Raw genomic sequence first — 26,592 nt, forward strand, 5'->3', positions numbered from 1 at the left:
GGATGGGTGGGCGAAGACGGAGCGTAACCCCCACGGGAACAACAGAGGCCCCCGCCCCCCCCCCCCCCCCCCCCCCCCCGTTCCGCGTCCCGGGCGGGCGGTTCAGACGTCGAGGCGCCGCTCCAGCAGGACCACCCCGTACACCCGCCCGTCCTTGGCCTGCTTCGAGGGGAACTCGCCGACCACCCGGTAGCCCGCACTCCGGTAGTACGCCAGCAGCCTCGGGTTGCTCGACACGCAGTCCAGGCGCGCCCGCTCCCGGCCCGTCCGGGCGATCCGGTGCTCGGCGTGCTCCAGGATCCGCATCCCCGCCCCGGCCGGCGCGGCCTTCCGCTCCACCATCAGCCGGTGCACGTATCCCGCCACGGGGGGCTGTACGCCCCAGGCCTCCTCGTCGGACCACCAGAGCTCGTAGGCGCCCACGACGCGCCCGTCGGCGTCCTCGGCGAGCCAGACCTCACCGTCGCGCATGCGCGCGCGGAAGTGTTCGGCGTCCTTCTCTCCCGGCTTCCACTGGTCGATCCCCCGCCCGAGCATCCACCGGGCGGCCTGGTCGTACAGCTTCACCAGCGTGCCGGCGTCCTTCTCCGCGGCCGCACGGAACAACATCCCGTCGTCAATGATCACGCCTGGCATTATCGCCAGCGGCGTTCACTCGCCCCGGCGGGGTCCCGGCACCAGCGCCGCCAGCCGCCCGACCAGCTCCCCGAAGGGCCCGTCGGCCGGCTCGTCCGCCAGGATCCGTACGAGGATCCCCGCCATCTCCGCGTCGTACGCGGCGCTCACCGCCGCCAGCGCGGCGAAGTCGTGCACCAGCTGGAGTTCCAGTTCGCCCCGGGGGATGCGGCGCCCGTCCAGCCACAGCAGCGCCGTGGACTCGGCCAGCGAAACCCAGGACCGCACGACGAGCTCCAGCCGGGCCGGCGGGTCCTGTACGCCGATGTGGACGAGGATCTGCTCGTACGCGGCCTGCCGCACCTCGTCGATCATCGCGTTGGCCCGGCTGCTGCCCGCCGCCGGACCGCCGCGCAGCAACGCCGAGAAGCCGGGCCCGTGTTCGTCGACGAACGCGAAGTACCGCCCCATCACCCGCAGCAGCCGCAGCCCCAGCGGGCCCTCCTGCGGTTCGACGAAACGCTGCGCCAGCTCGTCGGCGGCCCGCCGCAGGGCGGCCTCGTACAGGCTGAGCTTGCCCGGGAAGTAGTGGTAGACGAGCGGGCGGGATATCCCGGCGGCCGCCGCGATCTCGTCGATCGACACGTCGTCGGGGGAGCGGTGGCTGAACAGCTCCAGGGCCACCCCGATCAGCTGTTGCCGCCGCTCCTCGACACCCATCCTGCGTCGCACCCCGGTTGTCATGCCGACACCCTACTTCCCGTGCGGGGGTGGGCCGTACGGGTGAGGACCCCGCCGCTACAGGTCCAGCACGAGCCGGTCCGAGGCCGCGCGGGAGACGCACAGCAGCATCGAGCCGGCGCGCTCCCCGTCGGTGAGGAGTTCGTCGCGGTGGTCCACCCGGCCCGCCAGGACCCGGTGCCGGCAGGTTCCGCAGAAGCCCTGCCCGCAGGAGTACGGGGTGTCGGGCAGGACCCGGCGCACCGCCGCGAGCGTGGACTCGTCGGGGGCGACCTCGACGGTGCCGCCCGTGCGGGCGAGTTCCACCGTGAAGGGCTTCGCCGCGGCCGGGGCCGCCGCCGCGAAGCGCTCCAGCCGGACCGCGCCCGGATCCGGGACGGCCGCGGTGACGGCCCGCATCAGGGGTTCCGGGCCGCAGCAGTAGACCAGGGTGCCGGGCCGGATCCCGGCCAGCGGGCCCAGGTCGGGCAGGCCCGCCTCGTCCTCGGCGGTGACCGTCACCCGTTCCCCGTAGGCGGCGAGTTCGGGCAGGAACGGCATCGAGGCGCGCGAGCGGCCGCCGTACAGCAGGGTCCAGTCGGCGCCGGCGGCGGTCGCCGCGCGGAGCATCGGCAGGACCGGGGTGATGCCGATGCCGCCCGCGACGAAGGCGTACGAGTCCGCGGGCTCCAGCTCGAACCGGTTGCGCGGCGGCCGCAGTCGCAGCCGGGTGCCCTCCACCAGCCGGTCGTGCACCTCGCGCGAGCCGCCGCGGCCGTCCTCGACGAGCCGGACGGCGATCGTCCAGCGCCCCGCCTCGGCGGGGTCCCCGCACAGCGAGTACTGGCGCACCAGCCCCGACGGCAGGGTCAGGTCCACGTGCGCGCCCGGGGTCCAGGACGGCAGTTCCTCCGACTCCAGCACCAGCCGCAGCACCCCCTCGGCGGGCTCGGTGCGCGAGACGACCACGGCGTGCAGTGCCCGGCGCGGGGAGTATCCCGACACCGGGTTCTCCAGCGCGGGCAGGGGCCACAGGGGGGAGCGGCCGATCCGCTGGAGCAGCGCGCGCCGGGCCAGGACGGCGGCCCCCGCCACCGCCGTGACGGCCAGGGCCCGCCTCACGGCCGCACTCCGCCGTTGGCGCCGGGCGAGGAGGCCAGGTAGGCCTGCGCCTGGGCGGTCGAGCCTTCCTGCGAGGGGTGGTACGTACGGGAGAGGTAGGTCGGGATGGAGCGGGCCATCGCCCCCGCCGAGGGGAGGACGCCCTTGCGGCCGGCCCGCAGGAACTGCCCGTAGGAGGCCTTGGCGCCCGGCAGGTGGGGGTCGTTCTCCATGAAGAAGCGGGCGCCGCGCTGCCAGAGGAAGAGCAGGGCGGCGAAGCCGGTGGCCCAGGTCCGCACCCGGCGGCGGTAGTTGCCGTCGAGGTGCATGAAGAGGTCGAAGGCGACCGACCGGTGCTCGACCTCCTCCGCGCCGTGCCAGCGCAGCAGGTCCAGCATCATCGGGTCGGCGCCGCGCCGGTCCAGTTCCTTCGCGTTGAGCACCCAGTCGCCCAGGAACGCGGTGTAGTGCTCTATCGCGGCGATCATCGCGACCCGTTCCTTGAGCCACCACGTGCGCGCCCGGCCCGGGGGCAGGGTCCGGTCGCCGAGGAGCTTCTCGAAGAGCCAGTCCACCTGGGCGGTGTAGGGGGTCGGGTCGAGGCCGAGGCGCCTCAGGTGGGGGAGGACGTCGTCGTGCGCGGCGGCGTGCATCGCCTCCTGCCCGATGAAGCCGATGACGTCCGCCCGCAGCCGCTCGTCCTCGATGTGGGGGAGGGCCTGCTTGTAGACGTGTACGAACCAGCGCTCGCCGGCGGGCAGCAGCAGGTGCAGCACGTTGATGGTGTGCCCGGCGAAGGGCTCGCCGGGCAGCCAGTGCAGCGGGGTGTCCTCCCAGGAGAAGGAGACGTTGCGGGGCGCGAGGTCCGTGTGTTCCGACGCCACGGGGGCGGGGGCTGGGGCGGGCGGCCTATTAGACATGGCGTCAATGTACTGATGGGTACCCGTCAGGAAAACCCCTCTGCGTCCCCGGATCGCCCCGCCCGGTACGCCCCCGGGGCGGGTCATCCGCCCCCGGTGTCCTCGGCCTCCCAGCGCAGCAGATCGCCGGGCTGGCACTCCAGCACCTCGCACAGCGCGGCGAGCGTCGCGAAGCGCACCGCCTTGGCGCGGCCGTTCTTGAGCACCGCCAGATTGGCGGGAGTGATCCCCACCCGGTCCGCGAGCTCGCCCACGGACATCTTCCGCCGGGCCAGCATGACGTCGATGTCCACGGTGATCGGCATCAGATCACCTCGTCCAGCTCGGCCCGCAGCCGTGAGGCCTCGACGTCGCGCGCGACGGCCTGGGCGAGCAGCATCCGCAGCACGAGCACGATGAGCGCCACCCCCAGGATGGCCACCCCGACCCCGCCCATGATGACGGTGACGCCCGGGTCCTCCCGCTGGCCGGGTGCGTTGAGGGCCGTGACCGCGAACCAGAGGAGGGCGGCCGCCGCGATCGCGCCGATCACGGCGTCCACGTACCGGAAGGCGGCGTCGGAGAACACCGTCCCGCGGCGCACCATCGTCACCAGCCGCCCGACGCAGACCAGCGCGACCTGGGCCGCCACCATGCCCAGGATCGTGATCACCCGCAGCGGGGTCAGCGGGAGCGACCCGTCCTCCGGATCGGAGGCCAGCGCCCAGACCATCGACACCTGGACGAACACGGTGCCGGTGAGCACCACCGCGAGCACGGCGCGCAGCGCACCCACCGTCAGCTTTCCCACGGCATGTCCTTCCATCGAGTCACGATGGAAACCTATCGAGATTCGATAGGTCCGGCAAGGGGTGGCCGGAGAACCGGGCGGCGAGGCCCGCGCGGGACCGTGACGACGCTCTAGCGGAGCACCCCCGCCTTGCTGCCGTCCGTGAGCTTGCCCGACAGGTCCACCTGCGCGCCCTCCGGCGCCTTCAGGGCCAGCCGGTTGCCGTTCGTACTGCCGCTCACGCCGGCGCCCGAGGCCGACAGCGAGGTGAACTGCGCGCTGCCCGCCGCCAGTACGTACCACTGCCCCGCCCGGGACTTCCACAGCACGCCCGCCAGCACCCGCGGCTCCCGGGGCCCGCACGCCGGGGACCCCTCCGCCTTGGCCGCCTGGGCCGCCAGCGGTGCCCCCGGCGCCAGGAACTGGGCCTGCACCCGGTCCGCCGTGCCCTGCCAGGTCTCGGCCCGGGTGCACAGCCAGGTGGCCGTCCCGTCGCCCTCGGGCAGCGGCTGCTTCGCGTACGTCCAGGCGTTGACGGAGCGCACCCCGTGCGAGCGCACCGACGGCAGCAGGCACGCCGTCTTCGACCACTCGCCGAGCTCCGCCGCCTCCGTCACGTCCCGCGCGGCGCCCGGCGCGCCCGAGGTGAGCCGGGCCGCGGTCAGTTCGCCCAGGTCGGTCACCAGCCGGGTGGCGCCGTCGCCGGTCAGCGACAGCGCGCTCCAGCTGGTGCAGTCGCCGTTCGGGGCGGGACCCAGCACCGGCGGCGTGACCCCGTCCGGGGTGAGCTTCAGCGGGGCCGCCTGCTCCCCGGGCTTGAGCAGGTCGCGCAGGGCCGCGCCGGTCACCCAGGGGGCCGTCAGATAGCGGACGTTGCCGTCGACCCGGCTCAGGACCAGGGCGGTCGCGGTGTCCGCCGTCGCCCCGTCGGCCCGGGCGAAGTCGAGGGCGGCGCCCGCCGTCCCGTTGCGCGGCTCCGCGTACCGCACCACGCGCAGCCCGTCGTACAGCAGGACCACCACGGCCTGGTCGACCGTGCCCGCGAACAGCAGCTGCGCCGGTCCCATCGGCGGCCCCGACGGGGTGCCCGGGGTCGCCGAGACCACCACCTCCCCTCCGGGCCGGGCCCACACCGCGAGCGCCCGGCGCAGCAGCTCCGCGTCCTGGGCGCGGTCGCCGCGCGCCGGCCAGGCGGAGTAGTCCGTACGGGAGGACGTACGCCACACCGTGGGCGCGACCCGCACCAGCTGCGCCGGATCCAGGGCCTGTTCCGCCGCGGCGTTGCGCGCGTACAGCGGGGCGGAGGGGCCGTCCGAGCCCCAGCCCCCGCCCGGCAGCGCCAGCAGCGCCCCGCACACCGCGAGCGCGGCCGCGGCCGCCAGCCCGGCCCGCGCGAACCGCCGCCGCCGCAGCAGGTCGGTGGGCCGGGCCTGGAGCACGCACGGGTCGAACTCGGGGGAGGCGAACAGCCCGTCGTGCGCCGGGTCCCCGGACTCCGCGACCGCCGCCGCCGGGTCGGCGACCCCGGCCTCCGCGAGCACCCGGAGCACGTCCGGCTCGGCCAGCCCCTCCAGCGCCCGCAGCACGCAGGCGGCGCGGCCCGGCCCGTTCAGGGTGGCCAGCCACTGGTCCAGGGCCAGCTCCTCGGCCCCGCCCGCGCGCGGGAACAGCCGCAGCCCCCAGACCTGGGGCAGCAGCGCGGGCAGCTGCCCGCGCAGCGGGAGCGCCTTGAAGGTCAGCGGGATCCCCGCCTCCAGGGCGGAACGCAGCACGCGCAGCCGGACGTACGCGTAACCGGACTCGGGCCCGCCCAGCCCGCCGCGCTGCGCCGGCACCCCGCCCTGCACGGCTGCCGGGTCGGAGCCGCGCCGGCCGCGCGGCAGCGCCCGCTGGGTCAGCGAATGGGCGGTGAGCACCCGCCGGTTGCGGCCGAGCGAGGGCGGCAGCACCAGGTAGGCGAGCCGCACCAGCCGCGGATAGTGCTCGACGATCGCGGCCTCGGCCTGCTCGACGTCGGGGGTCAGGGGTCGGGTGGCGGTATCCGGCGCAGTCACGTTCAGCAGAACGAGCGAATCATCGGATGGTCACCCACCCTCGCTTGCCCGTTCGAGTGAATTCCGCGCTCCGAGGTGTACGAGGTTCCGCACCCGGAGCGGCTCAGGCCGTCAGCCTGGCGCGCAGCGCCGCGACCGTCTCCTCGGACACCCCGAGACCCTCGTGCACGTACTTCTCCATCGAGCCGTAGCGGACGCGGATCTCGTCCAGGCCGGCCTCCAGGTAGGAGGGGAACACCCCGATCAGCGCCAGCGCGATGTCCGGGTCGCCGCCCGCGGCGGTGAAGCCCTCGATCAGCGGCGCGAAGGCCTGCTTGACCGCCGGGTTCACCGACAGGTACTCGGCCATCAGGGTGTCCTCGTCGGCGCCGAGCAGCGCGAGGATCAGCGTCGCGCCCCAGCCCGTACGGTCCTTGCCCGCGGTGCAGTGGAAGAGCAGCGGGCCCGCGTCGGGGTCGGCGGCCTCGGTGAGCAGCGTGCGGTACGCGGTGTGGGCGGAGCCGGTGCTGACGAAGGAGCGGTACACGGTCCCGAACAGGGCCCGTGCCTTGCCGCCGCCCAGGTGCTCCTCGGCCACGATCGGGTCGGCGAGGAGGTCCTTGAGCTGGGTGGCGGCGGGCATCCGGTGGTCGCTCATCTTGTCGGCCAGCACGTCGCGCACCAGCAGCCGGATCCCGTCGGGTATCCGGTCGGGGTGGTCCGCCCGCTCGGCGTCGCTGCGCAGGTCGATGACGGTCCGCAGCCCCAGCGCCGCCACCGCCGGGTCGGCGTCGAGGTCGAGCCGGTCCAGTGCGCCCGAACGCAGGACGAGGCCGGGGCGGACGGTGCGGCCGCCGGCCAGCGGGGTGCCCCCGAGGTCGCGGAGGTTGGCGACGGTGGTGGAGGGGGTGGCGGTCATCGTGGCGGCTCCAGCGGGGTGGCTTGCTCGGGAAAGTGGCGTGCGCGGGACGGAGTGCTCGGGGAGGGTGGCGTGCGCGGAGGGGAGCGGGGGTGGCCGGCTCGGGGGGTGGCGTGTGCGCGTGCCGTCACGCCGCCCCTCCCGATCGGGACAATTGGGTCAGATGTGAGCGATTTTCCGATGTTTCGAACCGGAAAGACAATCGAAGGCGACCGACAGGCCTATCCCCAGGCCGAGCGCCACCAGGTGGCCCGCGTCGGTGAAGGTCCGCCCGCGCCGCAGCACCGGCTGCGCGGCGACCGCCAGCAGGCCCGCCCGGGCGCTGTTGCGCACCGCCCCGCGCGGCAGCGCCGAGGTCAGGGCGCCGAGGACGGCGTTGAAGCCGTAGCTCGTGCCCACGTCCAGGGCCCGGCGGGTCTGCCGGTCCGCGGTGCGGCGCAGGGCCCCGTAGACCAGGAGCGTCGCCGTGGCGTGCCCGAAGAGGAAGACGGCGGCCGTCCACCACGCCCCGTACGCGTACTCCGCGTAGCCCAGCACCGCGACCAGCAGCAGGGCGTACGGCAGCGGCATGGGTTCCTCGACCACGCAGGCGCTGCTCAGCAGCGTCTCCCAGCGGCCGGCGTCGAGGTTGTCGACGTTCGTCGAGCAGCCGCGCAGTACCCGTTCCCGCTCGACCGGATCCAGCCGTTCGAGGGCGTGGGCCCCGAGCTGGACCGCGCCCGCGTAGACCGCTCCCAGCGGCACTGACCATGACCATGGCGATGGATTCACCGGTCCATGATCGGGTACGGCCCTCCCTCGCGCGGCGGCGGGCCCCGTGAGACCATGACCGGAACATGACTGGATCCCCCTCCCGTGCGCCGATGCGCGGCACGCGGGCCGCGATGTTCGCGGCCGTGTGCGTGGCATTGGGTGCGATGGGGCATTCGTATATGTCCGGGATGGATGTCCCCTTCGGTAGTCTTCTGGTCGCCTTCGCCCTGACCGGGGCCCTCGCCTGGGCCGCCGCCGGACGACGCTGCGGCCCGGCCGGAATCACCGCCGCGCTGCTCGCCGTACAGGGCGTCCTCCACCTCGCCTTCACCGCCGGCCAGGCCCCGGGCCACCGGCACACCGCCCCCGCGCCGGAGCCGGCCGCCGTGCCCGAGCCGATGCCCGGTCACCACCACGTGCCCGGCATGCCGATGGACGCCCCCCTGGGCGGCGCCACGGCCACCGCCGGCACGGACCCGGTGGCGGGCGCGGCCGACCTCCCCGGCATGGGTGACATGGCCGGCATGGGTGACATGGCCGGGCACGGCGGCCTCGGGATGATCGCCGCGCACGTCCTCGCCGGGCTCTTCTGCGCCGCCTGGCTCGCCTGGGGCGAGGCCGCCGTCTTCCGGCTCGCCGGGGCCCTCGGCGCCACCGCGCTGCTGGCCGCCCGGCCGGTCGCCCGCGCGCTCGCGCTGCTGCGGACCCGGGTGGCCCCCGTACCGGTCCCGCCCGCGCACCACCCCCCGTACGAACGCCCGCGCCGGCTGCGCGGAGCCGTACACGCCCACACCGCGGTCCGCCGCGGCCCGCCCGGGTGGCGAGACACCCGCACCACGGCCCCGAGGCCGTGCCGCCAGAGCCCCGCCCGGCCGACGGCCCCCGCCGCGTACGCCCACCGCGTCGCCGCGAGCCGCCGGTGCGCCCCTTCGCGCGCGCACGCACCGGGCACCACCGGCCCCGCCCGCAGGGCGGCCGGAGGCCTTCCGGCGGCACCCGTCCCGCACCCCGCGCGCGCCTGACCGTCGCGTTCCCGGGCGGCGGACGAGACCTGGGGCCGGTCCCCCGTTTCGCCGAACCCCAGGACCGACATGTCCCTTGACGAGCTTCAAGAACACCCCGCGCAGGACTCCGGAACACCGGCCGGACCCGCCCGCCGCACCGCCGGCGGCTGGGCCGCACTGCGGCCGCTGCTGCTGCGCGTGCACTTCTACGCGGGGCTGCTGATAGCCCCGTTCCTCTTCCTCGCGGCCGCCACCGGCCTGCTGTACGCGGGCTCCTGGCAGGCCGAGCGCATCCTCTACTCCCACGAGCTGACCGTCGACAGCGTCGGCGAGCGGGCCGTGCCGCTCAGCACCCAGGTGAAGGCCGCCCAGAGCGCCGCACCCCAGGGCAAGGTGCTCGGCGTGTGGCCCGCGCCCGAGGACGACGCGACCACCCGCGTGATCATGGAGAACCCGGGCCTGGCCGAGGGCGAGACCCTCACCGTCTTCGTCGACCCCTACACCGCCGACGTGCGCGGACAGCTGACCACCTCCGGTGACGCGCTGCCCCTGCGGGCCTGGCTGAGCGAGTTCCACGCGAGCCTCCAGCTCGGGGAGTTCGGCCGCAACTACAGCGAACTCGCCGCCAGCTGGCTCTGGGTGGTCGCGCTCGGCGGCCTCGCCCTGTGGATCGGGCGCCGCCGCGGCCGCAAGGCCGACCTCGTCCTGCCCGACCGCAAGGCCACCGGCCGCCGCAAGACCCTCTCCTGGCACGGAACCGTCGGCCTGTGGGCCGCCGTCGGACTCGTCGGCCTCTCCGTGACCGGCCTGACCTGGTCGAACTACGCCGGTGAGAACATCGGACAGCTCCAGGACCGGCTCGGCGGCGCCACCCCCGCCGTCGCGGCCAAGCTCCAGCCCGGCGCGGCCGCGGGCGCCGACGGCGGCGACGAACACGCCGGGCACGTCATGACCGACGACATGGAGATGCCCCCGCCGGCCCCCGTCACCGACGTCGGCATCGACAGGGCCGTGGCCGCCGCCCGCGCCGCCGGCGTCACCGAGAGCCTGCGCGTGACCCTGCCCGCCAAGGGCAAGGGCTACGTCGTCAAGGAGAACGACAAGACGCTCCCGGTACACCTGGACTCGGTCGCCGTCGACCCCGCCGACGGCCGGATCATGGACGACCTGCGCTTCGCCGACTACCCGCTCCTCGCCCAGCTCACCCGCTTCGGCATCGACCTGCACATGGGCCTGACCTTCGGCATCGCCAACCAGCTCGCGCTGGCCGCGCTCGCCGTGGCGGTGATGTTCCTGGTCGTGTGGGGCTACCGCATGTGGTGGATGCGCCGCCCCACCAAGGAGAGCCGGCTCTCGGTGGGCCGGGCCCAGCCGCGCGGCGCCTGGCGCAGGCTGCCGGTGACCGTGCTGCTGCCGTCCGCCTGCGCGACGGCGGTCGTCGGCTGGTTCGTCCCGCTGCTGGGGATCAGCCTGCTGGCCTTCCTCGTGATCGACCTGGCCGCCGGGTTCGTCGCGCGCCGGCGCGGGGCGCGGACCGTATAAGCGGGGCGCGGAGACAGGTGGGCCCGTACGCGCTGTCCCGCGTGCGGGCCCACCGTCGTCCCGGGTGTCAGGGCGTGTACTTGTAGCCCACGCGGCGGACGGTCTGGATCGCCCCGCGGTGCGCCGCGCCCAGCTTGCGGCGCAGCCGGGCGATGTGGACGTCGACCGTGCGGCCGTCACCGACGTGCCCGTAGCCCCACACCGTGGTCACCAGCTGGTCCCGGCTGTGCACCCGGTGCGGGTGGGCCACCAGGTGGGCGAGCAGCTCGAACTCCAGGTAGGTCAAGTCCAGCTGCTCGCCGTCGACCTCGGCCGTGCGCTGCGCGGCGTCGATCCGCACGAGCGCGTCGCCGTCGGCCGGCGGGGACGCGGGCGCGGGGCGGGCGGAGTGCGGGACCGGTCCGGCGGCCGCTCCGGTGACGGGCGCGGGGACGGACTGCGGGGCGAAGGCGATCGGCTGCTGGTCGGCCGGTACGAGGACCAGGTAGCCGACCATCGGCGGCTGGCCCGGCAGCGCGGGAACGGCGTGCTGGGGCGCGGGCAGCCAGGTGGCGCCGGGCGGGAGCAGGTCCACGACCCGGGCCACCTCGTCCCGGTCCACGGCCCGCAGCCGGTGGCGCGGAGCGGAGAAGGGCAGGGGGGCGGAGGTCGCAGCGGAGGCGGCAGGAGCGAAGGAACGGGTGCTCGTCATGAGTGGTCAGCTCTTTCACGCGGAGGGGTCGGCAGAAGACGTACGTGTGCATGTGCACGTAGTCGTTGCGTACCGCGCAGACCGAAGGCCCCGGGCGGGTCTGGTGAGAGGTCCCGGAAGCTTTAGAGGGCCGGCGCGTTCTCGGCGCGGCAACACACCCGGTCGAAGTCGTGGTCCTGACGGGACGGCCAGAACGGCTCCAGGTCGCTGCGACCTGTCGGGGAGTACGGATGGCTGGCCATGGGCGCCATTGAAGCAGAAACGGGGGCCCGGGGCATGCCTCATCTCACTTGGTGGATCGATATCTCACATATTGTCGTCAACTCTTCGTCGGTCCGCCACATTCCCGACAAACCGTCAGCCGGACAGCCGCTTCCGCCAGTCGAGCCCGGTCACCCGTATCGCATCGTGGGCCGAACCGTCCCACTCCCACGACAGCCCCACGCCGTCCAGCGCCGCGGCCACCTCCCGGCCCACGGAGACGGTCAGCTCCTCGCCGGGGGCGAAACCCCCGTAGAGCAGGTACAGGTCCCCGCCCTCGGCCGCCCCCTCGGTGCACTGAGCGTGGAAGAAGACGAACCCGCGCGCGTCCTCCTCGCCGGCGGCCCGGATCTCCCCCAAACCGCAGGAGCGGCAGCAGGCGAAGTTCTCACGCGCGGTGATCCCGCCCGCGTCGAGGGCCCTGAAGGCCCGGGCCAGCCGCTCCGGATCGGTCTCACCCGCCCACCCGGCCTGCTCGGCGACCCGCTCCCGCCAGAGCCGGTCCACCAGTTGCGCGGCCTGCGCCCGGGACACCGGCCGGTCGTCGCCCTTCACCAAGTACTCCTCGGCGTTCTCCGTCAGGGCCGCCCGGTCGTCGTACCCGCAGCGCAGCCAGCCGCGCACGGCCCCGGTCAGCTCCTCCTCGACCTCCGGGTCCAGCGGCACCACCTCCTCCGCCGGGAAGTCCAGCCGCTCCCAGGCCGGTCCGCGGTCCCAGCCCGCCTCCCCGGCCGCCCAGCGGAGCATCACCTCCACCACCTCGTCCGCCGTCTCGACGAACGCCTGGAAGTGCCGGTCGGGAGTGCCCGCGCGGTGCTCCAGCTGGTAGTCGCCGCCGGTCTCGTGCCAGACCTGGACGTAGACGTCCGGATCGTCCGGGACCCGGTTCACGACGAGGAAGCGGTCACCCGCCCCGCCTATGCGGGCCACGAGCGCGGACAGCGGCTCGCGGCTCCCGGAGCCGGAGAGGTCGTGGAAGCCGCCCGGCTCGGTGTGGACTCTGACCGGCTGGATCGTGATGGGGTGCGTGGGATGCATACGGACACCGTGACAGCCGCCACTGACAACGACGGCGGCGCCCGCCCCCGGGAGAGGAGGCGGGCGCCACCGTGAGCGCTGAGCGGCCGCGGTTGGGCCGAGGCCGTCTTTGGGCCGCGGCGGCCGGGCCGTCTTCAGGCCGCGGTCAGACGAGGCCGTCCTTCTCCAGGCCCGTGCAGCAGGTGTCCGTGATCAGGCGGGTCACCACGTACGGGTCCACGTTCGCGTTCGGACGGCGGTCCTCGATGTAGCCCTTGCCGTCCTTCTCCACCTGCCACGGGATGCGGACCGACGCGCCGCGGTCGGAGACGCCGTAGCTGAACTCGTTCCACGGGGCCGTCTCGTGCAGCCCCGTCAGACGCTCGTCGATGCCCGCGCCGTAGTTCTTGACGTGGTCCAGCGGCTTGCTGCCCTCGCCCAGCGCCTCGCACGCCGAGATGATCGCGCGGTAGTCCTCGCGCATCGCCTTCGTGGAGAAGTTGGTGTGCGCGCCGGCGCCGTTCCAGTCGCCCTTCACCGGCTTCGGGTTCAGCGTCGCCGACACGTTGAAGTCCTCGGCCGTGCGGTACAGCAGCCAGCGCGCGATCCACAGCTGGTCCGAGACCTCCAGCGGGCCGAGCGGGCCGACCTGGAACTCCCACTGGCCGGGCATGACCTCGGCGTTGATGCCGGAGATCTCCAGGCCCGCCGCCAGGCAGTGGTCCAGGTGCTTCTCGACGACGTCACGGCCGAAGATCTCGTCCGCGCCGACGCCGCAGTAGTAGCCGCCCTGCGCCGCCGGGAAGCCGCCCGCCGGGAAGCCCAGCGGGCGGATGCCGTCGAAGAAGGTGTACTCCTGCTCGATGCCGAAGATGGGCGCCTGGCCGGCGAACTTCTCCGCGACCGGCCGCAGCAGCGCACGGGTGTTCGACGCGTGCGGGGTCATGTCGATGTCGAGGACCTCGCACAGCACGAGGATGTCGTTCCCGCCGCGGATCGGGTCCGGGCAGGAGAAGACCGGCTGGAGGACCCGGTCCGAGGCGTGGCCCTCGGCCTGGTTCGTGCTCGAACCGTCGAAGCCCCAGATCGGCAGCTCCGCGACGTCGGCGGGGGCGCCGCCCGTCAGGATCTTCGTCTTGGAGCGGAGCTTCGCCGTCGGCTCGGTGCCGTCGATCCAGATGTATTCAGCCTTGTAGCTCACGGGACCATCCTGACTCTGCGGGTGCTGCGGATCGCTGCGGTGTTGACGGCAGCGTGCCCCGTGGCGATTTCTCATCGGTTGCCCAGGTGTGAACCCCGTGTTACCGGCGTTTACGCCGCAGGTCGGGTGGCTTGTTCGGGTCGGTGCCTGTACATCCGTCCGAGTGGGGCACACTAAGCGGGTGAGCATTTCGTACGATTTGAACTCCTACGGTGACGGCCCGGGCGACGGCCCCGCGCGCCCCCGTCCCCGCGTCGGCCTGCTCGGTACCGGCCCCTGGGCCCGCCGCACCCACGCCCCCGCCCTCGCCGCGCACACCGGCTCCGAATTCGCCGGAGTCTGGGGCCGGCGCTCCGAAGCCGCGGCCGAGCTGGCCCAGGCGTACGGGGTGAAGGTGTACGAAGACCCCCACGCGCTGTTCGCCGACTGCGACGTCGCCGCCTTCGCCCTCCCGCCGGACGTACAGGCCCCGCTCGCCGTGCGCGCGGCCGCCGCCGGCTGCCACCTGCTGCTCGACAAGCCCGTGGCCACCACGGTGGAGGACGCCCGCGCCGTCGCCGACGCCGCCGCGGCGCACGGCGTCGCCTCCGTCGTCTTCCTCACCCTCCGCTTCGCCGAGCCCACGGCCGGGTGGGTCCTCGAACAGGCCGGACGCACCGGGTGGTTCACCGCCTCCGCGCACTGGCTCGGCGCGGTCTTCCCGCCGGCCGGCGAACCCAGCGCGTACGCCGACTCGCCCTGGCGCAAGACCAAGGGCGGGCTGTGGGACGTCGGCCCGCACGCCCTGTCCGTCCTCATCCCGGTCCTGGGCGAGGTCACCGCCGTCTCCGCCACCCGGGGCCCGTCGGACCTGGTCCAACTGGCCCTGCGGCACGCCTCCGGGGCCGTCAGCACCGCCGTACTCAGCCTGAGCGCGCCGCACGCGGCCGCCGGGGTGGGGCTGGAACTGCGCGGGGCCGAGGGCGTCTTCGCGCTGCCGGACTGGAGCGACGTACCGGGCGCCTACGGGCGCGCCCTGGACGCGCTGCTCGACGCCGCCCGCACGGGGGTGCCGGACCCGCGCGGGGCGGAGTTCGGGGCCCGGCTGACGTGGATCCTGGCCGAGGCGGAGAGGCAGCTGGCTACTTGAGGAGGGCGTTGGCCACGATGATGGCCAGCCCGATCGCGGCGTCGGCCAGGCCGATGAGCAGCGCCGAGGCGATCCGGTAGCCGACCCGGATCGCGACGAAGGCCCCCCAGGCGAACAGCAGCGCGGTGTTCAGCCCGAGCCCGGCGGCCGTCACCCCGTACGGCTCCCAGTGCGCGACCCCCGCGAGCAGGAGCAGCAGGACGGCGGGGAGGGTGGCCGCGATCATCGGCCACTCGCTCCACAGGGCCCGGCCCAGCAACCGCCACCGGTGCGCGGCGGAGCCGGCCCGGTGGTCGGCCATGTGGTGCGCGTACCCGTGCGCGAGCGCGGCGGTGACGGCGGTGACCAGGACCCAGCTGGCGTCGTAGAAGGGGGTGTACGCCTCACCCTGCTGCTCCAGCGCGGCCAGCAGCCCACTGGCCAGCACGGTCCCGTACACCCCGCCGAACATCCAGTCGGTGCCCCGGCGGGGTGGGGCGATGGGGTAGCGGGAGCTGGTGGTGGGGTTGGGGTCGGGTTGCTGCTCCGTCACGGTGCCGGTCCTTTGGTACGTTTTGTCTGCGTTTGCTCCTTTGGTCACCCTAGTGGGGCGGGGCGTGGGGGCGGCGTGAAGAGCGGGGTTGGGGGGTGCTGGGCGGCGGGGTGCGGCGAGGCCGTCTCAGGGAGGTCCGGGGGTTTCCCGTCAGTCCCATCGTCCTTCCGGTTCGTGCCGGCCCCTCAAGGGCGCTCACTTCGTTCGCGTCGCTTCGCGATGGCCTTCGGCCACCCTTGACCGACCGACCCGCCCCGGAAAGCCGAAAGACTGCCGGGAAGCCCCCGAAGGAACGGTCACGGGGCAGGAATGGAGGAATGGGTCCCTCAGTGACGAGACGAGGGGCCCACGGCCGTGTCCCGGATTCGGGCCCGTGCACTGCCCGGCCAGGCCGGGGGCCCGGCTACCCGCACCACCTGTTGACCAGGACGACATCCGGGACCGGTGGGCGCGTCAGATCGCTACGCGCTCCTCATGGCTTGGCGTCCGGCGGCCGCCCGTGGCCGATACCCGCACCACATGGTGATCAGGGCGGCATCCGGGACCGGTGGGCGCATCAGACCGCTACGGACAGCGGGGAGGGGAGTGGCTACCTTGATCAACACAGTTGATCGATTCCTGGAGAAAGCCCCATCGTGAGCGAATCGCGCCCCCACCTCCTGTTCTCCTTCGGCACGCTGATGGACCCGAAGGTGCAGAAGACCCTCTTCGGCCAGGTCGCGCCCAGCCGTCCCGCGTCGCTGGCCGGGTACGCGACCAGGCCGCTGAAGATCACCGACCCGGACGTGATCGCAGCCAGTGGCCTTGACGTACACCTGATCCTGGAGCGCAAGCTCGGCAGCGTGGTCGAGGGAGCCGTTCTCCACCTCACCGACCGGGAACTCGCCGCAGCCGACGCCTACGAGGTCGACGACTACACCCGCCGGCGCGTCGTCCTCTCGTCCGGGGAAAGCGCCTGGGCCTATCTGGACGCGAATCCGCTGCGCCCGGCGGCGCGGATCGTGATCGTGGGCGACAGCATCGCCTACGGCCGCTGCGATCCGCAGGGCGGATGGGCGGCCCGTCTGGCGGCTGCCCACATCACCGAGAACGAGACGGCCCACCGGGTCTTCAACCTCGCCATACCCGGCAGCACCCTGGCGGACGTCAGCGACCAGACACCCGCCCTGCTGGCCCCTCGACTGCCCGACACCATCCTGCTCGCCGCAGGCATCAACGACTCCGCCGTACCGCTCTCCGCCCCGGACGCCGACGGTCTCCTGCACCTCGCCGACCGTCTCGACGCGCTCGCCGCGACGGCCCACGCGCACAACGCCCGCCTCGTCGTCCTGGGCCCCATCTGGCTGGACGAAGAGCGCACCGGCGACTACGAGGGCCTGCGCTTCACGGAAAGCCGGGCGTTGACCCTGCGGGAATCCCTCCGGACGTGGTGCGAGGAGAACCACATCGACTTCGTCGACATGTGGGAGCCGCTCCGGGACAAGCCCGACCTGCTCGCCGACGGCGTACACCCCACCCCTGAAGGCCACCAGGCGCTCTACCGGCACCTGGCCGCCTGACGCCGAACCGAGGGAAGCGCGTAGCGATCTGCTGAGTCCTCCGGTCCCGGATGCTGCCCTGTGCGTCATGTGGTGCAGGTATCAGCCGAAGACGACCGTCGGACGCCAAGCCGGGAGAAGCGTTTAGCGATCCGATGCGCCCACCGGTCCCGGACAGGGCTGTGATCGTCATGTGGTGCGGGTAGCCGGGCCCCCGGTCTGGCCTGGCAGTGCACGGGCCCGGATGCGGGACACGGCCGTGGGCCCCTCGCCTCATCACTGAGGGACCCGCCCCTCCATTCCTGCCCCGTGACCGTTCTTTTGGGGGGTTCCCGGCAGTCCTTGTCTTTCCGGGGCGGGACGGTCGGTCAAGGGTGGCCGAAGGCCATCGCGAAGCGACGCGAACGAAGTGAGCGCCCTTGACGGGCCGGCACGAACCGGAAGGACGATGGGACTGACGGGAAACCCCCAAACCGTCTCTGATTCTGCTCAGGGTCAGCCGGCCGCCGTGATGCCGTGAGGAGCGGCGGCCGGGTCTCCGCCAACGCCGAGCTCGTCATCGCCGAGCTCGCCGCCAACGCCGCTCGGGCGGGGGCGGGTACGGGCTCCAGCTCGTCGGGGCCGTTGCCGCCGCCTGGGGGGGTTCGGACCGGCTGGTCGGGAAGACCGTCTGGGCCGAATGCGCCCTCAGGGGGTGAACGCCTCGCGGGCTGCCGTCAGGAAGTCGCGGATCGTGGTCCGTTCGGCGGGGGAGAGGGGGGCCAGGGCGCCGAGCAGGGTGTCGATCGCCGGCCCGAAGAACGCCTGGCCCAGTCGGACCGCCTCCGGCCGGACTCGGAGCAGGACGCGGCGGCGGTCTGCGGGATCGCGGACGCGTTCCACGTGGCCCAGGCGTTCCAGGCGGTCGATCACGCTCGTGGTGCCCGCCGAGTTGAGGCCGAGCCGGGTGCGCAGGAGGCCCGGTGTGGCGGGTTCGGCGGCGCGGGCGGCGTCGAGGAGGCAGGTCAGGGCCCGTACGTCGGTCGGGTGCATGCCGTTGGCGGCGGCGAACTCGGCCTGGCGCAGGCCGAATTCGACGGCCACCGCGCGCAGTAGGTGCACCAGTTCGAGGTTGCCGCCCGCGTTGCCGTTCACGTCATCGCCCGCGTCGCCGGACATGTCACCGTCCACATTGCCTCCCGCATCGCACCCGCCTAGGATCTCTCGCTGAGCGAGATTATCGCCCAGCGAGGCATTGGAGCCAGCCATGTCCCGGACGTCCTTCCGTGCCGCCTACGACGAGGTGCTCCGCCAGTGGCCCCGTCCCGTCGAGGCCCTCGACGTGCCCACGCCGTACGGAGTCACCCGCGTCAACAGCTGCGGTCCCGTCGGGGCGCCGCCGCTCGTGCTGCTGCCCGGGGGCGGGGCCACCTCCACCGTGTGGGGTGCCTGCGTCGCCGCCGGGCCGGCCCGGACCCGGCGGGTGCACGCCGTGGACCTGGTCGGAGAGCCCGGGCTCAGTGTCCCGGCGCCCGGGCGGGAGATGCGTACCGTCGCGGACCTGGCGGGCTGGCTCGACGCGCTCCTCGACGGCCTGCGCGACCTCGGTGGCCTCGACGGGGGGCCCGTCACGCTGGCCGGGCACTCCTACGGGGCCTGGATCGCCGCCCACGCCGCCGCCCGGGCCGCCGCGCGGCGGCCCGGGCGCCTCGGTCGGCTCGTCCTGCTCGACCCCACCCAGGTGTTCACCGGGCTGCGCCCCGGCTACGTCCTCCGCGCGCTGCCCATGCTGCTACGGCCCACCCCGGCCCGGATCCGCTCCTTCCTGGCCTGGGAGACCGGCGGGGTTCCGCTCGACCCCGCCTGGACGCGGCTCCAGGAGGAGACGGCCGCCTTCCCCACCGTGCGGCCGGTCACCGGCCCGCGCCCGGACCCGGCCGGGCTCGGCGGGCTGCCGGTGGAGGTCCTCTTCGCGGGGCGGGCCCGCTGCCACGACCCCCGCCGGGCCGCCGACGCCGCGCGCGCCGCACTGCCGGGCGCGCGGGTCGGCGTACTGCCCGGCGTCTCCCACCACGCGCTGCCACTGACGGCGCCCGCCGAGATCGCCCGGCTCCTGGCCCCGGCCTAGGAAGCCCCGCCCGTGCGGGAGAGGGCGTCGCGGACGGCTTCCTCGGAGCGGGCGACCACGGCCGTGCCGTCCTCGGCGGTGATGATCGGGCGCTGGATCAGCTTCGGGTGGGCGGCGAGGTGGGCGATCCAGCGGGCCCGTGCCTCGTCGGTCTCCTCGCGCGGCAGATCCCGTACGCCGGTCTCCTTCGCGAGGGCGTCGGAGGTGCGCGTGATGTCCCACGGCTCCAGCCCGAGCCGTCCGAGCACCTCCCGGATCTCGTCCTCGGACGGTACGTCCTCCAGGTAGCGGCGCACCGTGTAGTCGGCGCCCTCCGCGTCCAGCAGGGTCAGCGCGCTCCGGCACTTCGAACAGGCGGGATTGATCCAGATCTCCATGCCGGCCAGGGTAGTCAGACTCCGCGCGGCCAGGGCTTTTGTCAGTGCCCCCCACTAAAATCGAAGGAGCACGACAGGAAGCCAACTACCGTTTGGGAGGCTGTAGATGGCCGCTGCCGCGATCATTTCGATGCCCAAGAAGAAGCCGCTGCCGGCGGGCCTGCCCCGCGAGTGGTACGAGAACCACAACCGCCGTCTGAAGGCCATGCGCCTGGCGATCTCCCTGCTCGACACGGGGACGTACGACGCCAAGCGCGCCACCAACCGCAAGATACGCACGATGGCGGTGCGCGTGGGGATCCGCCGCCCGTCCAACGTCACCTGCAGGATGGTCCGCGCCTTCATCGTCGCCAACGGCGGCTGACGCGCCGGCCGGCCGGCCCGTGTGCCGGCCGGCCGCCCCGCTTCACTTCTCGTCGAAGGTGATCTCCTCGACCGGGCGGGTCATCCTCATGGTCTCGCCGTCGTCGTCCACCTTCACGATCCGCTGGAGGCCGGTGAGCCGGTCGGCCTTCCCCTGGAGGTAGAACCCGTCGCCGGCTCCGGCGAGGAAGGCGGGGAGGCAGGCCAGGGCCGGGCCCTTCAGGTCGAGGTCCAGGTAGTCCTTCAGCCGGCGGAACAGCTTCGGGAGGATCACGGCCCCGTTGTCGGCGGTGATCGAGTCCATGTCGGTGACCTTGAACCCGTCGGTGGTCACGTCCTGGGCCCAGACGCCCTTCTTGGGGACCGCGTTCTTCGCCGCCTTCGCGGCGACGGCCAGGGCGGTGCGCAGGTGGTCCGGGAAGCCGGTGTAGAACGTCGGATAGGCCAGCCCCTCCTTGACCAGGTGGTGGTTGGCGGTCTTCTTCAGCTGGTCGACGTCGACGTCGATCTCGTACCCGTTGAACGCCGGGGGGTTCCGGCGGCCGACCAGGGCCACGCACCGGCCGTAGACGTCGGCGCCGCCGGTGAGGACGAAGCCGGGCACCGCGTCGGGGATCGTCGAGGTGATGGTCTCCTCGTCGTCGCGGTGGAAGTCGGTGAAGCCGAGCCATTTCAGCAGTTCGTCCGCGGCCTGGTGCGCCAGCGGCAGGGGCTGGTGCCGCACCCCCGACTCGTCGTCCCCGTAGTGGGTCTCCAGCGCGTCGACGCCCTCCAACCGGATGGCGGCGCGGCCGTCGGCCTTGGGCAGGATCCGGTGGACGCCGGGCACCAGCTTCCAGTCCGCCACGTCGTCCGGGGTGAAGGAGACGGTGTCACCGTCCGGCTTGAAGCCTTTCGCCCGGAAAGTTCCCCTGATGATCAGCATGGACATGATTCCTCCCGTACCTCATGGACGATGACGCCCCGTACGGATCTCGTGGTCCGGGGACAGCAGCAGCAGCGCGACGTCGTCGCGCGGGCCGCCCCGGGTGAAGGCGGCGAGGTCCCGCCAGACGGCCGGGACCAGCCCGGCCGGATCGTTCGCCAGCACCGGCACCCGGACGGACAGCGGGTAGAAGTTCCCGGCCGCGTCCCGCGCCTCGGTGACCCCGTCGGTGTGCGCGAGCAGCCGGTCGCCCGGCAGCAGCGGGACCTCGGCCACCACCGCACCGGCCGGCCCGGCCAGCCCCAGACCGAGCGGAGGCCCCGGTTCCACGGCCACTTCCGTGACCGCGGAGCCCCGTAGCAGCAGCGCCGGCGGATGCCCGCACGACACCACCCGTACGACGGCCAGCCCGGGCGGGAACTCCAGCAGCAGCGCTGTCGCGAACAGCTCCGGATGCGCGACGGAGTCCGCGGCCGCGTCCGCCGTCAGCCGCCGGTCCAGCCGCGCCGCCACCGCCGCCAGCGCCGGGTCGTCCAGGACCGCCTCGCGGAACGCGCCGAGCAGCGACGCCACCGTCCCGACGGCCGCCAGCCCGTGCCCCTGCACGTCCGCGACCACCGCCCGCACCCCGTACGGCCCGGCACGTACGTCGACCAGGTCGCCGCCGACCAGCGTGCCCCGCTGCGCCGCCCGGTACAGCCCGGCGCAGCGCACCCGGCCGACCCGCTCCGGGACCGGCGGCAGCACCGCCAGCTGGGCGGCCTCGGCGACCGTCCGCACACTGACCAGCTGGGCGTCCCGGCGCCGCCGCACCCAGGCGATGATCACGCTGAGCAGTCCGACGGTGGCCACGGTGGCCAGGTCGCTGCCGCGGGCCTGTCCCACCCCGAGCCCGGGAATGCCCAGCAGGAGCAGCACGAGCCCGGCGAAGACGGCGGTGCCGGCGGGCCCGTACGCGAAGGCGGCCACGGCGGGCAGGGCCGCCAGGAAGTAGGCCAGCTCCGCCGTGCGGGTGGTCCACTGGGTGAGGCAGAGCGCCACCATGGCCACCGCGGGCGCGATCCGGGCCCAGCGCGGCGGCGGGGCCCCCTGCAGCCGGCCCGGCTCCTCCCGTCCGCGTCTCACCCCTCCACCCTGGTACGGCCGCCCGGGCCGCGCACGCCGGGTGGCCCCGACGGGCGCGGGCGGCGACAGTGGTCCCGTGACGGATGTGCGGAGCGCGGCGATCAGCACCCGGCTGAACTGGCTGCGGGCGGGGGTGCTCGGAGCCAACGACGGCATCATCTCCACCGCGGGCCTCGTCGTCGGCGTCGCAGGCGCCACCACCTCGCGCACCGTGATCCTCACGGCGGGCGTGGCCGGGCTGCTGGCGGGGGCGCTGTCGATGGCGGCGGGGGAGTACGTGTCGGTCAGCTCGCAGCGCGACTCCGAACGGGCGGCGCTGGAAGTGGAGCGCAAGGAGCTGGCGGAGGAGCCGGAAGCGGAGCTGGACGAGCTGACGGAGCTGCTGGGCGCGCGGGGCCTGAGCCGCGAGGTGGCCCGGGAGGCCGCCGAACAGCTGACGGAACGGGACGCGCTGCGGGCGCACGCGCGGGTGGAACTGGGGATCGAGCCGGACGAGCTGGCGAACCCGTGGCACGCGGCCTTCGCGAGCCTGGTGGCCTTCACGGCGGGGGCGGTGCTGCCGCTGCTGGCGGTCGTGCTGCCGGGGGCGTCGTGGCGGGTGCCGGTGACGGTGGTGGCGGTGCTGGGGGCGCTGGCGCTGTGCGGGGTGGTCAGCGCGCGGCTGGGCGGGGCCGCTGCGTACCGGGCGGTGCTGCGGAACGTGGTGGGCGGGGGTGTTGCCATGGGGGTCACGTACGCGGTGGGCACCTGGCTGGGCGGAGCCTGAGCCCGGCGGGGCCGCCGGTACCGGAGTCCCCTACCCGCCCTTCGCCCGTTCCCCGGGCTGTGCCCGGACCCCCTACTGGGGGCTCCGCCCCCAGACTCCCGCGCCCCAAACGCCGGCGGGGCTGGTTTTGGCTGCGCAAGGGCCCCGCCACCACCGAACCGCCCGGCCAGGGCAGAGGCCCGGTCAGGGCAACCGACGGGGAAACTGGCCCCATGCGTATCGCCCTCACCGGATCCTCCGGACTCATCGGCCAGGCCCTCGTGCGCTCCCTCCACGCCGACGGCCACCGCACCGTCCGCTTCGTGCGCCGCGCCCCCGCCGCCCCCGGTGAGGCGCGGTGGGATCCCCGGGCCGGGTACGTCGACCCCGACGGGCTGCGCGGGTGCGATGCCGTCGTGCACCTCGCCGGGGCCGGCGTCGGGGACCACCGCTGGACCGACGCGTACAAGCGCGAGATCCGCGACAGCCGGGTGCTCGGGACCGCCGCCGTCGCCCGGGCCATGGCCGCCCTCGACACCCCGCCGCCCGTGCTCGTGTGCGGCTCCGCCGTCGGGTACTACGGGGACACCGGGGAGCGGGCCGTCGACGAGAGCGCTCCCCCCGGCACCGGGTTCCTGCCCGAGGTCTGCGTCGAGTGGGAGGCCGCCGCCGCCCCCGCCCGAGAGGCCGGGATCCGGACCGTGTTCGCCCGCACCGGACTGGTGGTCGCCGCCGGGGGCGGGGCGTGGGGCCGGATGTTCCCCGTCTTCCGGGCCGGCATCGGCGGCCGGCTCGGCAGCGGCCGCCAGTACTGGTCGTTCATCTCCCTGCACGACGAGGTCGCCGCCCTGCGGTTCCTGATCGACACCCCGGGCCTCTCCGGTCCCTTCAACCTCACCGCCCCGCAGCCCCTGACCAACCGGGAGGTCACCGCCGCGATGGGACGCGTACTGCGCCGCCCGGCCGTGTTCGCCGTCCCGGCCCCCGCCCTGCGCCTCGTGCTCGGCGAGCTGTCGCAGGACGTGCTGGGCAGTCAGCGGGCGCGCCCGGCCCGGCTGACGGAGGCCGGGTTCGTGTTCGCGTACCCCGGCATCGAGGAGTCGATCAGGGCGGCGCTCAAGCCGTAGACGGCGCAGACTCACGATCGTGTGCGACCGTTCGTGACCCGTGTGCGACCGTCGTGCGACCGGAGTTGTACGGAATCCCCACCGCAAGTGGGGTTCTCCCGGAGTCCGTTGGGGGAAGGAGGATCCCCACACAGCCGCGCCGACCTCGGGGAGGGGCACGTGCTCAGCAGCTCACACCATGCCGCACATCACGCGGACGTCGTCATCGTAGGAGCCGGAGTCTCAGGACTCGCGGCCGCGCACCACCTGATCGCGGCCGGGGTCACCGTCAGCGTCCTGGAGACCGCCGACGACCCCGGCGGCCGCATGGCCACCGAATCGGCCGACGGGTTCCGGCTCGACCGGGTCGGCCAGCTCCTCAGCACCGCGTACACCGAACCGGCCCGCACCCCGGGCCTCACGGGGCTGATCCTGCGCCCCTTCGCCCCCGGGGTGCTGGTGCACGGCGCCGACGGCAGGCAGCAGCGGGCCGGGGCCCTCACCCCCGCCCGCGCGCTGGCCAGCGGCTCCCTCGACCAGGCCCGCTTCAGCGCCGCGCTCGGGCGGCTCGCGGCGCTGCCCGTGGAACGCGTCCTCGCCCGGCCCGAGCGCACCGCCCTCGCCGCCCTCGGCTCCCGCGGCCTGCCGCCGCGCACCGTGTCCGGCGTCCTGCGGCCCCTGCTGTCAGCCCTGCTCCGCGACCCGGAGCTCACCACGTCCAGCCGCGTGGCCGACCTGGCGCTGCGCACCTTCGCCAGGGGCCGCCTCGCCGTGCCCGAGGGCGGCGCCGCCACCCTGCCCGGCCTGCTCGCGGCGTCCCTGCCGCCCGGCACGGTACGCACCGGGATCCGGGTGCGGTCGGTGGCGACCAACCTCGTCACCACCGAGGAGCACGGGGAGTTCGGCTGCCGTGCCGTCCTGCTCGCCACCGGCGCCCGGGCCGCCGCCCAACTGCTCCCGGGGCTGCGCGTGCCGGCCTTCCACGAGGTCACCGTCATCCACCACGCCACCCCCGGACCCCTGCCCTGGGACGGCTCGCTGCTCCTGGACGCCGACCCGAAGTGGCCGCTGGCCCACACCACCGTGATGAGCGCGGTCGACCCCACCCGGGCCCCCGCCGCCCGCAGCCTGGTCACCACCACCGTGCACGGCCCGCCGCCGCCCCTGCGGACGGTCGCCTCCCGCCTGGCCCGGCTGTACGACACCTCGACGCGGGACTGGGAGCTGCTGACCGTCCACCACACCCCTGAGGCCGTCCCGGCGATGCCCCCGCCGCACGACCGGCAGCGGCCGGTACGGGTCCTGGCCGGGCTCTACGTGTGCGGGGACCACCGCGACTCCAACACCGTCGAGGGGGCCCTGCACTCCGCCCGCCGCGCCGCCACCTCCCTGCTGCGCGACTTCGGCATCCCGCTGCCGGCCCAGCGGGAGCCCGCGCTGCCGGCGGCGGCCTGACGGCACGACGCCCGAGGACCGGGCCCGGTCCCCGCGAGGGGCCGGGCCCAACCGGTCGGCGCCGACACCCGGTCAGGACAGCGCAGACACCCGGTCCCTGTACGTCCGCACCGCAGAGGCGTCCCGGTACGGCTCCAGCCGCCGCTCGAAGTCCCGTACGTACTCCACCGCGCGCACCGACCGCATCTCCATCGCCTGCTGCGCCGCCTCCGCCCCCAGCGCGCACGCCTGGTCCAGCTCGCCGAGCCCCAGCCGCGCCGTGGCCAGCACCACCCGGCAGAACAGCCGCGAGCGCGCGAAGCCCGGCGCCCGCAGCTGAAGCGAGCGCTCCGCGTGCTGGGCGGAGGCACGGTACTGCTGGAGGTCGCGGTGGCAGTGCCCGAACTCGTCCGCCAGCTGCCCTTCGTCGAACAGCCGGGCCCAGTGCGGTACGTCGTCCCCCGGCCGGGCCGCGCCCAGCGCCCGCTCGGCCCGCACCAGCGAGGCCGTCGCCGCCCGCACCTCGCCGAGCACCGCGTGCCCCCGCGCCTCCGAGGCGTGCAGCAGCGACTGCACCACCGGCGGCGGACCCGAGCCCACGCCCTGCTGCGCGACCCGGGCCAGCTGAACCGCCTCCCGGCCGTGCCCGAGGTAGACCGCCTGACGGCTCATGGTGATCAGCACGTAGGACCCGTACTGCCGGTCCCCGGCGGCCTGCGCCAGCCGCAGTGCCTGGACGAAGTACCGCTGGGCGAGGCCGTGCGCGGCGATGTCGTACGAGGTCCAGCCCGCGAGCCGGGTCAGGTCGGCGGCGGCGGCGAACAGGCGGCGCCCGGTGGTCTCGCCGTAGGTGCCGCGCAGCATCGGCTCGGCCTCGTGCTCCAGGTACCGCACCAGGGCCTGCCGGGCGTGCCCGCCGCCGTAGGTGTGGTCCAGGGTCCGGAAGAGCTCGCTCACCGACCGCAGCGCCGCGATGTCCCCGCTGGTCACCCGCTGTCCGGGCCCCCGGTCGATCTGGCGCTGCCGGGGCACCGTGGTGCGGCCCTGGGCCGGGACCCGGTGCGCGGCGGGGTCGGCGCCGCGGGCGACGCGTTCGTCGGCGCGTCCGATGAGCCAGTCCCGGCTGGGCACCACCAGCCCGGCCGGGGTGAAGGCGATCTTGCGCAGCTCGGCGTGGGAGCCGGAGTCCTTGCGCCACAGCCCGCTCGCGATGTCCACGGCCTCCTCCGGGGTGGCCGCGAACTCCAGCCCGGCGTACACGGGGGCGCACGCGTCCAGGCCCAGATCCTGTGCCGACAGCCGCCGCCCCAGGCGCCGGGTGAAGACCTCCGCGATCAGCGCCGGGGTGGTGCCGCGGGGCTGCTGGCCGCGTAGCCAGCGGGTCACGGACGTCTTGTCGTACCGCAGGTCCAGACCGTGTTCCAGACCGAGCTGGTCGACACGGCGGGCGAGCCCGGCGTTGGAGAAGCCGGCTTCCGCGATCAGTGCCGCGAGCTGCCGGTTGGGGACACGCTGGGCAGGTCGTTCGGTCATCGGCTCCACGGTTTCCGTACGTGACGGACCGGGGTCCCGGCCCTGTGAACGGCGTGAATGTAGCGGCGAACTCTCCTCAGACCGCCCTCTCTGCCCCACATTCATCCGATCGTGTGCAGAATGGGTAGGGCT

At 74.3% G+C, this 26,592-nt stretch carries 27 protein-coding genes; 9 read left to right on the forward strand and 18 right to left on the reverse strand.

All coding sequences use genetic code 11. The features are described from left to right. Window positions 1–102 precede the first annotated feature (102 nt). The 9 genes from ACZ4WZ_RS23710 to ACZ4WZ_RS23750 all read right to left on the reverse strand — a co-directional run bounded on the left by ACZ4WZ_RS23710 (window position 103) and on the right by ACZ4WZ_RS23750 (window position 7,821). Complete coding sequence (locus ACZ4WZ_RS23710) at window positions 103–627, reverse strand: GNAT family N-acetyltransferase (RefSeq protein WP_467893202.1); 525 nt, start codon at window positions 625–627, stop codon at window positions 103–105. Between the two features lie 24 nt (window positions 628–651). Continuing rightward, a complete protein-coding gene (locus ACZ4WZ_RS23715) occupies window positions 652–1,359 on the reverse strand; it encodes a TetR/AcrR family transcriptional regulator (protein WP_467893204.1) in 708 nt (235 codons plus the stop codon). A gap of 54 nt (window positions 1,360–1,413) precedes the next feature. After that, window positions 1,414–2,457, reverse strand: coding sequence for a PDR/VanB family oxidoreductase (locus ACZ4WZ_RS23720; RefSeq protein ID WP_467893206.1), 1,044 nt, complete (start codon window positions 2,455–2,457; stop codon window positions 1,414–1,416). Beyond that, window positions 2,454–3,356, reverse strand: coding sequence for a metal-dependent hydrolase (locus tag ACZ4WZ_RS23725; RefSeq protein ID WP_467893208.1), 903 nt, complete (start codon window positions 3,354–3,356; stop codon window positions 2,454–2,456). The genes ACZ4WZ_RS23720 and ACZ4WZ_RS23725 overlap by 4 nt, the downstream gene beginning before the upstream one ends. Before the next feature lie 83 nt (window positions 3,357–3,439). Then, complete coding sequence (locus ACZ4WZ_RS23730) at window positions 3,440–3,661, reverse strand: helix-turn-helix domain-containing protein (protein WP_467893210.1); 222 nt, start codon at window positions 3,659–3,661, stop codon at window positions 3,440–3,442. Beyond that, window positions 3,661–4,146 carry a DUF2975 domain-containing protein gene (locus ACZ4WZ_RS23735; RefSeq protein WP_467893212.1) on the reverse strand — a complete coding sequence of 162 codons (486 nt, stop codon included), beginning with the start codon at window positions 4,144–4,146 and terminating at the stop codon, window positions 3,661–3,663. Before ACZ4WZ_RS23735 ends, ACZ4WZ_RS23730 begins: the two co-directional genes overlap by 1 nt. Before the next feature lie 110 nt (window positions 4,147–4,256). Further along, the gene (locus ACZ4WZ_RS23740; RefSeq protein WP_467893214.1) at window positions 4,257–6,179 is read right to left on the reverse strand and encodes a hypothetical protein; all 1,923 of its coding nucleotides are present in this window, start codon (window positions 6,177–6,179) and stop codon (window positions 4,257–4,259) included. A 103-nt stretch (window positions 6,180–6,282) separates the two neighbouring features. After that, a complete protein-coding gene (locus ACZ4WZ_RS23745; RefSeq protein ID WP_467893216.1) occupies window positions 6,283–7,077 on the reverse strand; it encodes a tyrosine-protein phosphatase in 795 nt (264 codons plus the stop codon). Between the two features lie 159 nt (window positions 7,078–7,236). Continuing rightward, the gene (locus tag ACZ4WZ_RS23750; protein ID WP_467893218.1) at window positions 7,237–7,821 is read right to left on the reverse strand and encodes a rhomboid-like protein; all 585 of its coding nucleotides are present in this window, start codon (window positions 7,819–7,821) and stop codon (window positions 7,237–7,239) included. A 188-nt stretch (window positions 7,822–8,009) separates the two neighbouring features. Here ACZ4WZ_RS23750 and ACZ4WZ_RS23755 point away from each other — a divergent pair, with 188 nt between their 5' ends. Together ACZ4WZ_RS23755 and ACZ4WZ_RS23760 are read left to right on the forward strand one after the other, a co-directional pair. Beyond that, window positions 8,010–8,852: a hypothetical protein gene (locus ACZ4WZ_RS23755; RefSeq protein ID WP_467893219.1), complete on the forward strand. Its 843-nt coding sequence runs from the start codon at window positions 8,010–8,012 to the stop codon at window positions 8,850–8,852. Between the two features lie 69 nt (window positions 8,853–8,921). After that, complete coding sequence (locus tag ACZ4WZ_RS23760) at window positions 8,922–10,376, forward strand: PepSY-associated TM helix domain-containing protein (RefSeq protein ID WP_467893221.1); 1,455 nt, start codon at window positions 8,922–8,924, stop codon at window positions 10,374–10,376. Window positions 10,377–10,443: 67 nt separating this feature from the next. Here the strand turns inward: ACZ4WZ_RS23760 and ACZ4WZ_RS23765 are convergent, their stop codons facing one another. The 3 genes from ACZ4WZ_RS23765 to glnII all read right to left on the reverse strand — a co-directional run bounded on the left by ACZ4WZ_RS23765 (window position 10,444) and on the right by glnII (window position 13,546). Continuing rightward, window positions 10,444–11,067 carry a winged helix-turn-helix domain-containing protein gene (locus ACZ4WZ_RS23765; protein ID WP_467893223.1) on the reverse strand — a complete coding sequence of 208 codons (624 nt, stop codon included), beginning with the start codon at window positions 11,065–11,067 and terminating at the stop codon, window positions 10,444–10,446. Between the two features lie 357 nt (window positions 11,068–11,424). Beyond that, complete coding sequence (locus ACZ4WZ_RS23770; protein WP_467893224.1) at window positions 11,425–12,366, reverse strand: DUF6891 domain-containing protein; 942 nt, start codon at window positions 12,364–12,366, stop codon at window positions 11,425–11,427. 145 nt (window positions 12,367–12,511) lie between these two features. Beyond that, window positions 12,512–13,546, reverse strand: a complete 1,035-nt coding sequence (gene glnII, locus ACZ4WZ_RS23775; protein ID WP_467893225.1) for a glutamine synthetase — start codon at window positions 13,544–13,546, stop codon at window positions 12,512–12,514. Between the two features lie 187 nt (window positions 13,547–13,733). Here glnII and ACZ4WZ_RS23780 point away from each other — a divergent pair, with 187 nt between their 5' ends. Continuing rightward, window positions 13,734–14,675 (forward strand): Gfo/Idh/MocA family protein, encoded by a 942-nt coding sequence (locus ACZ4WZ_RS23780; protein WP_467893339.1) that lies wholly within the window; start codon window positions 13,734–13,736, stop codon window positions 14,673–14,675. Here the strand turns inward: ACZ4WZ_RS23780 and ACZ4WZ_RS23785 are convergent. Beyond that, window positions 14,668–15,207 carry a hypothetical protein gene (locus ACZ4WZ_RS23785; RefSeq protein WP_467893227.1) on the reverse strand — a complete coding sequence of 180 codons (540 nt, stop codon included), beginning with the start codon at window positions 15,205–15,207 and terminating at the stop codon, window positions 14,668–14,670. The two genes, ACZ4WZ_RS23780 and ACZ4WZ_RS23785, sit on opposite strands and share 8 nt — an antisense overlap. Window positions 15,208–15,842: 635 nt before the next feature. On the opposite strand from ACZ4WZ_RS23785, the gene ACZ4WZ_RS23790 reads away from it, so the two are divergent. Continuing rightward, a complete protein-coding gene (locus ACZ4WZ_RS23790) occupies window positions 15,843–16,766 on the forward strand; it encodes a GDSL-type esterase/lipase family protein (protein WP_467893228.1) in 924 nt (307 codons plus the stop codon). 666 nt (window positions 16,767–17,432) lie between these two features. Here ACZ4WZ_RS23790 and ACZ4WZ_RS23795 read toward each other — a convergent pair. Then, entirely contained in the window at window positions 17,433–17,903 is a 471-nt protein-coding gene (locus tag ACZ4WZ_RS23795) for a MarR family winged helix-turn-helix transcriptional regulator (protein ID WP_467893229.1), read from the reverse strand. 88 nt (window positions 17,904–17,991) lie between these two features. Between ACZ4WZ_RS23795 and ACZ4WZ_RS23800 the strand changes: the two genes are divergently transcribed. Then, on the forward strand, window positions 17,992–18,852 hold the full coding sequence (locus tag ACZ4WZ_RS23800) for an alpha/beta fold hydrolase (protein WP_467893230.1): 861 nt from the start codon (window positions 17,992–17,994) through the stop codon (window positions 18,850–18,852). Here the strand turns inward: ACZ4WZ_RS23800 and ACZ4WZ_RS23805 are convergent. Next, a complete protein-coding gene (locus tag ACZ4WZ_RS23805) occupies window positions 18,849–19,229 on the reverse strand; it encodes an ArsC/Spx/MgsR family protein (protein WP_467893232.1) in 381 nt (126 codons plus the stop codon). The two genes, ACZ4WZ_RS23800 and ACZ4WZ_RS23805, sit on opposite strands and share 4 nt — an antisense overlap. Before the next feature lie 106 nt (window positions 19,230–19,335). Between ACZ4WZ_RS23805 and ACZ4WZ_RS23810 the strand changes: the two genes are divergently transcribed. Beyond that, window positions 19,336–19,593, forward strand: a complete 258-nt coding sequence (locus ACZ4WZ_RS23810; RefSeq protein WP_125820930.1) for a hypothetical protein — start codon at window positions 19,336–19,338, stop codon at window positions 19,591–19,593. 42 nt (window positions 19,594–19,635) lie between these two features. On the opposite strand, the gene ACZ4WZ_RS23815 is transcribed toward ACZ4WZ_RS23810, so the two are convergent. After that, window positions 19,636–20,523, reverse strand: a complete 888-nt coding sequence (locus ACZ4WZ_RS23815) for a nuclease (RefSeq protein ID WP_467893233.1) — start codon at window positions 20,521–20,523, stop codon at window positions 19,636–19,638. A gap of 15 nt (window positions 20,524–20,538) precedes the next feature. After that, a complete protein-coding gene (locus ACZ4WZ_RS23820; RefSeq protein ID WP_467893235.1) occupies window positions 20,539–21,642 on the reverse strand; it encodes a PP2C family protein-serine/threonine phosphatase in 1,104 nt (367 codons plus the stop codon). Between the two features lie 76 nt (window positions 21,643–21,718). Between ACZ4WZ_RS23820 and ACZ4WZ_RS23825 the strand changes: the two genes are divergently transcribed. The 3 genes from ACZ4WZ_RS23825 to ACZ4WZ_RS23835 all read left to right on the forward strand — a co-directional run bounded on the left by ACZ4WZ_RS23825 (window position 21,719) and on the right by ACZ4WZ_RS23835 (window position 24,948). Next, window positions 21,719–22,408, forward strand: a complete 690-nt coding sequence (locus ACZ4WZ_RS23825) for a VIT1/CCC1 transporter family protein (protein ID WP_467893236.1) — start codon at window positions 21,719–21,721, stop codon at window positions 22,406–22,408. 212 nt (window positions 22,409–22,620) lie between these two features. After that, on the forward strand, window positions 22,621–23,514 hold the full coding sequence (locus tag ACZ4WZ_RS23830; RefSeq protein WP_467893237.1) for a TIGR01777 family oxidoreductase: 894 nt from the start codon (window positions 22,621–22,623) through the stop codon (window positions 23,512–23,514). A 159-nt stretch (window positions 23,515–23,673) separates the two neighbouring features. Continuing rightward, window positions 23,674–24,948 (forward strand): FAD-dependent oxidoreductase, encoded by a 1,275-nt coding sequence (locus ACZ4WZ_RS23835; RefSeq protein WP_467893238.1) that lies wholly within the window; start codon window positions 23,674–23,676, stop codon window positions 24,946–24,948. 72 nt (window positions 24,949–25,020) lie between these two features. On the opposite strand, the gene ACZ4WZ_RS23840 is transcribed toward ACZ4WZ_RS23835, so the two are convergent. Then, complete coding sequence (locus ACZ4WZ_RS23840) at window positions 25,021–26,460, reverse strand: regulator (RefSeq protein ID WP_388935742.1); 1,440 nt, start codon at window positions 26,458–26,460, stop codon at window positions 25,021–25,023. Window positions 26,461–26,592: the final 132 nt, after the last annotated feature.

This window comes from Streptomyces sp. NPDC029122 (assembly GCF_055569445.1).